Below are 11,335 nucleotides of genomic sequence, written 5' to 3'. Positions count from 1 at the left end.
TTTAGATCGTCGACTTCCTTAACTGTCCCATCAGCATATGCTTAAATTCCAAATTCGGCCAATAGCAGACCTTTGCTCATTTTGGTATGGCTTTGAGATTGAGCCGAAAAACATAGACCCTATGGCGTTTCCTCCAGATATTCGCGCGCAGGCCGTCTTTCAAGCCAAACACTCAGTCCCGGCGCATCTGCCGTGGCATTTACAAGAGCTGTTGCTGCTTCAGCCCTCCACGCCAAGTTTCCCGGTTCCTGAAAGCTCCTACGCAGCTCCCTGACAGTCACTAGAGCTTCTTCAGCCCATGCCCGGAACTCATCTAGCCCCCAATAAGCGACCCTCATGAGATGTGGCTGCGCTCCAGGCATCGCCTTCTTGGCTGGTGTCACAAGCACAGGCTGAATAATTCGTGCATCTACGGCATCCGTCACATGATCTCGGATCCAATCCGGGTGAGAAGCCGCCTGTCGCGCCTTAGTCGCGTCAATTACGGCTGTGCTTGGGTTAGCATTGGCATGATCCTCAAAAACGATAACCACATCACCAACTTGCCACCATGGATCGGGGGAGGCATCAGTCTCGCGCTTGCCCGCCACAAAACCGAGATGTTCGCCTAGCAGCACCTGCGCCTGCTCAAATGAGGCACCATCCTGGAGTCCGTCACGAATCTTCTTCTCTTGCGCCGAAAACGCGCGGTTATGGACCGTACCTAGCTTCTGTAGGTAGGCCTCAAGACGCTCGACCTGTAGCTGGATAACTGTATCATCTTGTTCATCGGCTGTTGGCGGTTCATCGCGCCCATGCGCCAGTTCGACGAGCCAAGGAATACCCGCTGCTGCGTCTTTTGCCTTTTTGAACTGCTCTCTTGCCTGCACACCTAAGTCGGCATATTTTTGTGCGGATGAAAGTTCGGCTGCACTCCCTGCAAGGTAATGCCATAGTGCTCGATAACCCCGAAGCTCACTATTGTTTAGCCCACCAAGCACTTCACGAGCAGCCTCATATGCTTTCGGGTAGTCCTGGCCCCACATTGCCTGCTGCCAGACTATTTCATGCTTCACGATTGAGGATAACTCACCCATTGCGGGAAAAGGCTCCTGAACTGCGTTGCCCCTTGCTTCTAGAATAATTTCATTTGCCTCCTCCCATTCCGACTCATGCTCAAGGAATATTTCGAAGTTTTCCTTGATGGTTGCCGCGTTGACTTCGCTCGACTGCTCCACCCCAAACTCAAGCTCAGCTTGCAATTCAGGATGGAAATGCTTCCGCCTACGGCGATCCGTTAGGTAGGCTGGAAGGTCCTCCCCCGTGACCACAACCGCTGAATAATCATTAAGGCCTCGAGTACACCTACCGACCGCTTGGAGCACACGGGTCTGAACCCTTTCATTAAATAGAAGATTGGCTCCCATTCGAGTCATGAGGAACCGCTCCTGAAGGTTAGTTGCTCTCGGCAACCCTTCGACAAACAACAGACGACAGTCGTGATTCGGAAAGTCGATTCCATCGTAGCGGTTAGCTATCACTGCTACCGCACCTTCTTCATCTACAAAACCTGAACGGCTAGACTCAAGATCTTCCGCAGTAAAAACTGGGAATTTCAACATAGAGCCCACATCTTCTCGAATGCTCTCTGCAGCCTCATTGGTTGGTGTTAACACGAGGCTTCGACCTGCTTTTCTCATTAGAGAACGACGTAAATCTAGGATTTCATCCTCTGCCAAAGATCTTTCTGGAAAGATAAAAAATCGACGACCTATCCCTTGGCGATCCCACCCTTCAGGAATAGGTAAGCGAGTGATATTTGTGCGGCCTGTGAGCCGCTCTAGGTCTCCGCCTGCCCCCAAGGTGGCGGACATGAAAATTCTCTGCTTTGCCCCTGCGAACGGACGGTGCGTCCATGTCGGAGGTATTAGTGGCCTAATCATTACTTCTGAACATGTGACATACAACTGGCAAGCGGCGAGATTATCCTCAAGCATGCTCCACGCGTAACGCTGATCGCTTTCACGTATATTCTGAGATATAACTGACTGCAGTTCTTGGGCGATTTCTGACAACTTATAGCTTGGGATCTTATCGACCCATGTCATATCCTCAAAGCTACTTCTATCCCCAATCATGCGGGCATAGCTGACATCTGACAACTTCCCCTTAAGAACTCCAGCGACAGCATAAAACAAACCCTCATCGTCACCAGAACGACGAATATTAACCGTCCACTGGCTCGCAATATAATTCTCCGACGCATGAGCATCGTCGACGAGAACAATATCCGGATCCTCAAAAAACGGGTTAGTATTGAACAGGCTGCTGTAGGTAGTAACAGCCACTTTGTTTCCATCTAAGTAGGCAGCTTTCGCACTTGGTGTGTAGTTCTTTACAGAGCCAGTAAAAGCCTGCACAGACAATCCATACTTATCGTCCGCTTCGTCAGCTACTTGACTCACAAGCTGTCTGGTAGGACAAAGATAGACTACGCGCTCGCCGTACTTTCGCCGTCGCCATTCAGCGAGCAACAGCCCAACGAGGGTTTTTCCACTACCAGTTGGCAACTGAAGAGCTACGTCTGATGCGTCTAGCGCTTCGGTTACGTATGTTCGGAGAACCTGTCCTTGATGATCATATAGGCTTGGGTGCTTGCGGCGAGGAAGATCTCGAAATAGCCGATCCGGACTCTCAGGGACAGGAACATGTGCGGAAGGTTTTTTAAACGCCATAAATCCTCATCATAGCTAATATTAAAGATCTACACCAAGGTATCCTAAGCGCCGACATCAGCGTGTTCGGCTCAGTTGTCATGTAATGCAAAGAATTTTAAAAATAGAAATCATCATGTGTTCATGGTGGACCCCATACAACAGAATCAGATGCTGACCATCTGCTCTGACATAACCGCTGTGGGTCGATATCTGCCGGTCGCAAACCCCTACCGAAGAATCTCTACTGGCTGGAACCCCACTCCGGTATGGATTTTATGATCTGAGAGCACGCTACCGCCTGACAGTACCGCATGAGGGACCGCCTCCTTGGTAGAAAGGGCTGTCAGGTTCGCAAGGTGGCGACACTGGCAGCCCCATTAAGACACGTCGTGCTCCTGCGCACGTGACCGCTCATTTCGGCGATCATGACCGATTTGCACACTTATATATGTTTTCACACAGCCTGGGGCGTCAGTTGCCATCCACACCACTGCATGATCTGCTATGAAGCATGTGACTTGAGCATGGTTCCCTCCTGGCGTTTCTAATCCTTTATGGTGAGATAGCCCATCACCACCGCGCCTTTCCGATGAAGTCAGCCTAGCACAGGATGCTTAGCCTGGTTAAATATCGTAAGCTCAGGTAACCGCCGCCCGCCCCGCCACCGACCAGCAGGATGCCAGCATGGACAAGAAGGCGCTCAGCGAACGGGACATCTGTACCAAGTTCATCACGCCGGCGCTTGAGCGTGCCGGCTGGGATATCCAGGTCCAGGTGCGCGAGGAGGTCTCCTTCACCAACGGCCGCATCATCGTGCGCGGGCGGCTGCACACCCGCGGCAAGCGGCGCCGGGCCGACTACCTGCTCAGTTTCCAGAAGAACCAGCCCATCGCGGTGATCGAGGCCAAGGACAACAAGCACGGCCTGGGCGACGGCATGCAGCAGGCGCTGTCCTACAGCGACGCCCTGGACGTGCCCTTCGTATTTTCCAGCAACGGCGATGGCTTCCTGTTCCACGACCGCACCGGCCTGGGTGGCCAGACGGAAACCGTGCTCGGACTGGATGAGTTTCCATCTCCCGAAACGCTCTGGGAGCGCTACTGCCGGTACAAGGGCCTCGGCCCGGCGGCGCGCCCGGTGGTGGAGCAGCCCTATTTCGACGACGGCAGCGGGCGTACGCCGCGCTACTACCAGACGGTGGCGATCAACCGCACCGTGGAGGCGGTGGCCCGCGGCCAGGACCGGATCCTGCTGGTGATGGCCACCGGCACCGGCAAGACCTTCACTGCCTTCCAGATCATCTGGCGGCTGTGGAAAGCGAAGCAGAAGAAGCGGATCCTCTTCCTCGCCGACCGCAACATCCTGGTCGACCAGACCAAGAACAACGACTTCAAGCCGTTCGGCCAGGCGATGACCAAGGTCACCAACCGCACGGCGGACCCGTCCTACGAGATCTACCTCTCGCTCTACCAGGCCGTCACCGGCAACGAGGAGGAGAAGAACATCTACAAGCAGTTCTCGCCGGACTTCTTCGACCTGGTGGTGATCGACGAGTGTCACCGCGGTAGCGCGGCGGTGGACTCGGCGTGGCGCTCGATCCTCGACTACTTCTCCTCGGCCACCCATATCGGCCTCACCGCCACGCCCAAGGAGACGAAGGAGGTCTCCAACATCGACTACTTCGGTGAGCCGGTCTACACCTACTCGCTCAGGCAGGGCATCGAGGACGGTTTCCTCGCCCCCTACAAGGTGGTGCGGGTGGATATCGACCGCGACCTGCAGGGTTGGCGCCCCACCAAGGGCCAGCGCGACAAGCTCGGCCAGGAGATCGAGGACCGCATCTACAACCAGCGGGACTTCGACCGCCAGCTGGTGATAGAGCCCCGCACCGCGCTGGTGGCCCATAAGGTCACCGAGTTCCTGGAGAGCACCGATCCCTACCAGAAGACCATCGTCTTCTGCGAGGACATCGACCACGCCGAGCGCATGCGCCAGGCGCTGGTCAATCTCAACCCCCAGCGGGTGGCCGAGAACCGCAAGTACGTGATGCGCATCACCGGCGACGAGGCAGAGGGCAAGGCCGAACTCGACAACTTCATCGACCCCGAGGCGCGCTACCCGGTCATTGCCACCACCAGCAAGCTGATGACCACCGGCGTCGACGCCCAGACCTGCAAGCTGATCGTGCTCGACCAGCGCATCCAGTCGATGACCGAGTTCAAGCAGATCATCGGCCGTGGCACCCGCATCAACGAGGACTACCACAAGCACTGGTTCACCATCCTCGACTTCAAGAAGGCCACCGAGCTGTTCGCCGACCCCGATTTCGACGGCGATCCGGTCAAGGTCTACCAGCCCAGGGACGACGATCCCATCGCCCCGGACGACGAGACGGCGGAGGACGCGGTGGAGGCCGGTGACAGCGCCGCGGGGGTGGAGGACAGCCATGGCGACTACGAGGTGGAGGAAGGCGCCACCTGGCAGAGCGACGACACCTTCGGCGGCACCGATCTCGGCGGCGACGAAGGGCCCGGCAAGCGGGTAAAGTATGTGGTCGACGACGTAGAGGTCAGCGTGGTGGCCGAGCGGGTGCAGTACCTGGGCCCGGACGGCAAGCTGATCACCGAGAGCCTGCGCGACTACACCCGCAAGCGGCTCCAGGCGCAGTTCGCCTCCCTGGATGACTTCCTGCGCCGCTGGCACGAGGCCGAGCGCAAGCAGGCGATCCTCGAGGAACTGGAGGAAAACGGCATCTTCTGGGAGGACCTGATCAAGGACATGGGCAAGACGCTCGGCGACGAGCCCGATCCCTTCGACGTGATCTGCCACATCGCCTTCGATCGCCCGCCGCTGACCCGCCGCGAGCGCGCCGAGCAGGTAAGGAAGCGCGATATCTTCACCCGCTACGAAGGCCAGGCCCGCCAGGTGCTGGAGTCGCTGGTCGACAAGTATGCCGACGCCGGCATCGCGCCCATCGAGGACCCCAAGGTACTCACCCTGGCGCCCTTCGACCGGCTCGGCGCGCCCATGGAGCTGGTCAAGGCCTTCGGCGGCAAGCCGGGCTATACCCGCGCGGTGCGCGAACTGGAAGACGCCCTCTATCACTCCGGGGCCTGATCGTCACCCTATCCACACCCTGTTGCCGGGCGCCCCTTGTGGATGATCCGGCATGCGTATCGAACACCAAGGAACGCCTCACCCATGGCCATCAGCAGCACCATCAAATCCATCCAGGACATCATGCGCAAGGACGTGGGCGTGGACGGCGACGCCCAACGGATCGGCCAGCTGGTCTGGATGCTGTTCCTGAAGATCTTCGACGACCGGGAGCAGGAGTGGGAGATGTTCGATGAGAACTACCGCTCGCCGATCCCCGAGCCATTGCGCTGGCGAAACTGGGCCGCCGACCCGGAGGGCATGACCGGCAACGAGCTCAAGGAGTTCGTCGACACCATGCTCTTCCCCGGCCTGCAGCAGTTGCAGCCACGCGGCGACGACACCCGCGGCGTGGTGATCCGCAACGTCTTCGAGGACGCCTACAACTACATGAAGTCAGGCCAGTTGATGCGCCAGGTCATCAACAAGCTCCAGGACGGCATCGACTTCAACACCCAAGCCGACCGCCACCAGCTCGGCGACATGTACGAGCAGATCCTCAAGGACCTGCAGAGCGCCGGCAATGCCGGCGAGTTCTACACCCCGCGGGCGGTGACCGAGTTCATGGTCAATCGGGTGGATCCCAAGCTCGACGAGATCGTCATGGACCCGGCCTGCGGTACCGGCGGCTTCCTCACCTGCACCATCGAGCACAAGCGCAGCCGCTATGTGACGACAACGGAGGACGAGCAAGTCCTGCAGACCAGCATCCGCGGCATCGACAAGAAGCCTCTGCCCCACCTGCTGGCCACCACCAACATGATCCTCCATGGCATCGAGGTGCCGGAGCAGGTCCGCCACGACAACGCCCTGGCACGCCCGTTACGCGACTGGAGCCCCAGGGAGCGGGTCGACGCCATCGTCGCCAACCCGCCCTTCGGCGGCATGGAGGAGGACGGCATTGAGACCAACTTCCCCCAGGCCTTCCGCACCCGGGAGACCGCCGACCTCTTCATGACGCTGTTCATCCACCTGCTGAAGGACGGCGGGCGCGCCGCCGTGGTGCTACCGGACGGCTTCCTGTTCGGCGAAGGCATGAAGACCCGCCTCAAGGAGAAGCTGCTCACCGAGTGCAACCTGCACACCATCGTCCGCCTGCCTAACGGCGTGTTCAATCCCTACACCGGCATCAAGACCAACCTGCTGTTCTTCACCAAGGGCCAGCCCACCGAGCAGATCTGGTACTACGAGCACCCCTATCCCGAGGGCTACAAGAGCTACAGCAAGACCAAGCCGATGCGCTTCGCGGAGTTCGCCACCGAGATCGACTGGTGGGGTGACGAGAGCGACGGCTTCGCCAGCCGCCAGGAGACCGAGCAGGCCTGGAAGGTCGACATCGACGAGATCAAGGCGCGCCACTACAACCTGGATATCAAGAACCCCTGGCAGGGCGAAGAGGTCAGCCACGACCCCGATGAACTGCTGGAGAAATACGCCCGCCAGCAGGCCGAGATCCAGGAGCTGCGCGACCAGCTCAAGGAGATCCTCGGTGACGCCCTGAGTCATACCGTCACGGAGGGCCGGGCATGAACGTGCGTGAACCGAGCCTGACGACCATCGGCGAGACGGCCAATACCGATGTGACGGGACTGCTCATCGATCATCTGGACCTCTGGACCGGCGCCGTCACACAGAAGCGCAGCGGTGGCCGCGGCAGCAACGGAAAGGTCGAGCTCACCGGCATCAAGAAGCTGCGCGAGCTGATCCTGGAGCTGGCCGTGCGCGGCAAGCTGGTGGAGCAGGATCCCAATGACGAGCCCGCCAGCGTGCTGCTGGAGCGCATCGCCGAGGAGAAGGCGCGGCTGGTCAAGGAAGGAAAGATCAAGAAGCCGAAGAAGCTGCCGGAGATTACTGAGGACGAGAAGCCGTTTGAACTTCCCCCTGGATGGTCTTGGGCACGCCTTGGCACAATTGCTCAGATCAGCCCCAGAAACGATGCAGATGATGAAATTCTGGCATCGTTCGTCCCCATGCCACTAATATCGACTTCCTTTCATGGCGAGCATAGCCAAGAGCCGCGCCCTTGGGGCGAAATAAAGAAAGGCTATACCCATTTTGCGGATGGTGACATCGCCATTGCCAAAATCACCCCCTGCTTTGAGAACAGCAAGGCAGCAGTCTTTCGCAACTTAGAAAATGGAATTGGCGCTGGCACTACGGAGCTGCATATTGCTCGCCCCTATGGGGAAACGTTGAACCCGCTCTATATACTCCTCTGCCTGAAGTCTCCTCGCTTCCTGAGCACTGGCGAGGAAAAGATGACTGGATCTGCCGGCCAAAAACGCGTTCCCAAAGACTTTTTCTCTGGTGAGCCGCTCCCCTTGCCGCCTTTGGCAGAACAACACCGTATCGTCGAAAAAGTCGAAGAACTCATGGCCCTCTGCGACCGCTTGGAGCAGCAGGTCGGCGACCAGTTGGCAGCCCATGAGGTGCTGGTGGATACTCTGCTCGACGCCCTGACCCGCTCCGCGGATGCCGCTGAGCTGGCCGTGAACTGGGCCCGCATCGCCGAGCATTTCGATACCCTCTTCACCACCGAAGCCAGCATCGACAAGCTGAAGCAGACCGTTTTGCACCTAGCTGTAACCGGAAAAACAGTTAAAGCTCATGGAGATAAAACAAAGTACAAATCAATCTTCAAAGACTCTCCTCAGAAGCAAGAGCTGCTCTCTAAATCGATTCCAAACTTCCCATCCCACTGGAAGCCATCAACATTGCTAGAAGCTTCTGAAATAATTGTGGACTGCCCGCACTCAACACCCAAGTGGTCAGATAGCGGCTTCATTTGTGTAAGAACCAACCAGTTCATGCCTGGAAAGCTAGATCTTTCCAATTCCAAATATGTAAATGAGACCACATATTTAGAGCGCATTAAACGATTAGAGCCTGAGAAGGATGATATATTATACAGCCGCGAAGGAGGTATCCTCGGCGTAGCCTGCCGAGTCCCACCTGGAGTCAAGCTTTGCCTCGGACAAAGGATGATGCTAATTCGTCCCAACAAAGAAAAAACCAGAAGCCAATACTTGGAAATGGTGCTCAATTCGCCATTTATCAAGTCAATTGCTGAGAACAATACCACAGGGGGTGCAGCACCAAGAGTCAACATGTTTGTTATCAAAAACTACCCCACCCCCATTCCACCACTTAATGAACAAGATAAAATCATAGAAAGTTACGAAACCTTCATATCTCTCTGCGACCAGCTCAATGCCCGCCTAGGCAAGGCAGGCGAGACTCGCGCCAATCTGGCCGAGGCAGTGGTGGAGCAGGCGGTATCCTGATGGCCTACGATCGTCCATGGAAGTCTTTCGAGGAGCAGCTTGAGCTGCTGGAAGCACGGGGTATGGTGGTCGCCGATGAAGCGGCTGCTTTGGAATACCTGGAGCGCGTCGGCTACTACCGATTGAGTGCCTACTGGTACCCGTTCCGGGTATTCGAAACGGTGGGACATGACCGCCACGGCCGCCCGATCTCGAAGGCCACCGACCGGTTCGTTCCCGACACCCAGTTCGTCGATGCGGTGCGACTCTACCTGTTCGACAAGGAGCTTCGGCTGCGCCTGACGGATGCCCTGGAGCGGATCGAGATCGCCCTGCGAGTCGATATCGCCTACCTGCTGGGGGAACGCGACGCCTTTGCGCACCTGCACCGCGCCTCCTTTCACCCATCCTTCGCTCGCCGAAAGTTCGGGCGAGACCCGCGCGACAGTTTCGAGAAATGGCAGGCGCGCTGCGAGGGGATGGAAAAGCGCTCCAAGGAGGACTTCGTCAACCACTACCGGCAGAAGCACGGCCCGAGGCTACCGATCTGGGTAGCCGTCGAAACCTGGGACTTCGGCACCATCTCGCAGTTGTTTGCGATGATGAAGGTGCCGGACCAGCAGCGTATCGCCGAAAAGTACGGTGTATCGGACTGGGAGGTCTTCCAACGCTGGCTGCGCTCACTGAACTTCCTGCGCAACGTCTGCGCCCACCATAGCCGACTATGGAACCGCAACATCGCTCGACCCAAACTACCTGAGCCTGGCGTGCTCCATTGGTGTGATGCGTTTCGCGGAGAAGGTGAGCTAACCACACGCACTTTTGTACTGCTTGCCATCGTGCGGCATATGACCAGGGAGGTCTGCCCGGACACTGGCTGGCACCGGCGCCTTCAGGTGCACCTGACGACCTTCCCGTCACAGCATGCCCAGCGCCAGCTTTCCCTGGAGGACATGGGAACGCCGTCAGGCTGGGAGCGCTGGTGGTCAGCGTGAGGGATGGGAGACGGGAAATAAGAACCCCCGCGTAAGCTCGTAAGAGCCAAGAGGCGGGGGTCGTGTTGAAACCAATGGTAGGGCATTGGCCCGAGTCGCGCAACAACCTTGAAGGGACCGACTCCCCCCACCTTGCGATGCCCCACTCCACCTCGGCATGATGGCCTCTCTCCCCTGCCCACCACCTGACGAGGATCGCCATGTCGACCGTCTTCGCCCGCCTCAAGGAAGTCGCTTCGCCCACCATCGGCCTGGGCGCCATGAACCTCTCCCACGGCTACGGCACCCCGGTGCCCGAGCCCGAGGCGCTGCGCGCCCTGGAGGCAGCCTTCGACATGGGCTATCGCCACTTCGATACCGCCACCCTCTACGGGGCCACGGCCAACGAGCAACTGGTGGGCAAGGCGCTCGCCGGCAAGCGCGACGAGATCCTGCTGGCCAGCAAGTGCGGCCTGTTCATCGACCCGGCGCTGGGCAAGCGGGCGCTCGACGGGCGCCCCGAGACGCTGCGGCGGCAGTGCGAGGCGAGCCTCGAGCGCCTGCGCACCGATCACCTGGACCTCTACTACCTGCACCGCTGGGACAAGCGCGTGCCCATCGAGGAGAGCGTCGGGGCGCTGGGGCGCCTGGTGGAGGAAGGCAAGATCGGCGCCGTCGGCCTGTCCGAGGTCTCCGCCGCCACCCTGCGCCGCGCCCGGGCTGAATACCCCATCGCGGCGGTGCAGTCGGAGTACTCGCTGTGGACGCGCAACCCGGAGATCGCGCTGATCGAGGCGTGCCGCGAGGCGGACACCGCGCTGGTGGCCTTCAGCCCCCTGGGCCGCGGCTTCCTGGCCGGGGCCGTCAGCGATCCCGCCGACCTCGAGGAGAGCGATATGCGCCGCAGCATGCCGCGCTTCAGCGCCGAGAACTATCCCCGCAACCTGCGCCTGCTGGAAGACCTCAGGGCCGTGGCGAAGGAGCTGGACATGACGCCCGGCCAGCTGGCGCTGGCCTGGCTGCTGGCCAAGGGCGACGACGTCATCCCCATCCCCGGCTCACGCTCCGTCGAGCACATGCGCGAGAACCTGGCGGCGGAAGGGCTGCGCCTGGATGCCGCGACCGTCACCCGACTGGACGCCATGATGACGCCGGACCGGGTGGTGGGCGGTCGCTACGGCGAGGCCCAGCTGGCGGAGATCGATACCGAGGAGTTCGCCTCCTGACCAGGCATCACCGACGTGCC

6 protein-coding genes are annotated in these 11,335 nt (G+C 59.1%); 5 read left to right on the top strand and 1 reads right to left on the bottom strand.

The genetic code is table 11. The annotated features are described in order from the left end of the window. Positions 1-119: 119 nt before the first annotated feature. The gene (locus QWY80_RS16415; protein ID WP_290233828.1) at positions 120-2,714 is read right to left on the bottom strand and encodes a DEAD/DEAH box helicase; all 2,595 of its coding nucleotides are present in this window, start codon (positions 2,712-2,714) and stop codon (positions 120-122) included. A 666-nt stretch (positions 2,715-3,380) separates the two neighbouring features. On the opposite strand from QWY80_RS16415, the gene hsdR reads away from it, so the two are divergent. The 5 genes from hsdR (at position 3,381) to QWY80_RS16390 (ending at position 11,315) form a co-directional block, all read left to right on the top strand. Beyond that, on the top strand, positions 3,381-5,813 hold the full coding sequence (gene hsdR / locus QWY80_RS16410; RefSeq protein ID WP_290233825.1) for an EcoAI/FtnUII family type I restriction enzme subunit R: 2,433 nt from the start codon (positions 3,381-3,383) through the stop codon (positions 5,811-5,813). Between the two features lie 84 nt (positions 5,814-5,897). Then, positions 5,898-7,382: a type I restriction-modification system subunit M gene (locus tag QWY80_RS16405; RefSeq protein ID WP_290233820.1), complete on the top strand. Its 1,485-nt coding sequence runs from the start codon at positions 5,898-5,900 to the stop codon at positions 7,380-7,382. After that, positions 7,379-9,136, top strand: coding sequence for a restriction endonuclease subunit S (locus QWY80_RS16400; RefSeq protein WP_290233819.1), 1,758 nt, complete (start codon positions 7,379-7,381; stop codon positions 9,134-9,136). Before QWY80_RS16405 ends, QWY80_RS16400 begins: the two co-directional genes overlap by 4 nt. Further along, positions 9,136-10,110, top strand: coding sequence for an Abi family protein (locus tag QWY80_RS16395; protein ID WP_290233815.1), 975 nt, complete (start codon positions 9,136-9,138; stop codon positions 10,108-10,110). The genes QWY80_RS16400 and QWY80_RS16395 overlap by 1 nt, the downstream gene beginning before the upstream one ends. Positions 10,111-10,310: 200 nt before the next feature. Beyond that, positions 10,311-11,315 carry an aldo/keto reductase gene (locus tag QWY80_RS16390; protein WP_290233812.1) on the top strand — a complete coding sequence of 335 codons (1,005 nt, stop codon included), beginning with the start codon at positions 10,311-10,313 and terminating at the stop codon, positions 11,313-11,315. The last annotated feature ends 20 nt before the right edge of the window (positions 11,316-11,335 follow it).

Origin of the sequence: Halomonas ramblicola (genome assembly GCF_030409215.1) — a bacterium.
Lineage (GTDB): Bacteria > Pseudomonadota > Gammaproteobacteria > Pseudomonadales > Halomonadaceae > Halomonas > Halomonas ramblicola.
Note: the sequence above shows the minus strand (reverse complement) of the source record. Positions and strands in the feature narration are given on the sequence as shown.

Bases quoted from the DNA above. Each gene is read 5' to 3' on its own strand.
- hsdR (WP_290233825.1), top strand. From the start codon at position 3,381: ATGGACAAGAAGGCGCTCAGCGAACGGGACATCTGTACCAAGTTCATC.
- QWY80_RS16400 (WP_290233819.1), top strand. From the start codon at position 7,379: ATGAACGTGCGTGAACCGAGCCTGACGACCATCGGCGAGACGGCCAAT.
- QWY80_RS16390 (WP_290233812.1), top strand. From the start codon at position 10,311: ATGTCGACCGTCTTCGCCCGCCTCAAGGAAGTCGCTTCGCCCACCATC.
- QWY80_RS16395 (WP_290233815.1), top strand. From the start codon at position 9,136: ATGGCCTACGATCGTCCATGGAAGTCTTTCGAGGAGCAGCTTGAGCTG.
- QWY80_RS16415 (WP_290233828.1), bottom strand. From the start codon at position 2,714: ATGGCGTTTAAAAAACCTTCCGCACATGTTCCTGTCCCTGAGAGTCCG.
- QWY80_RS16405 (WP_290233820.1), top strand. From the start codon at position 5,898: ATGGCCATCAGCAGCACCATCAAATCCATCCAGGACATCATGCGCAAG.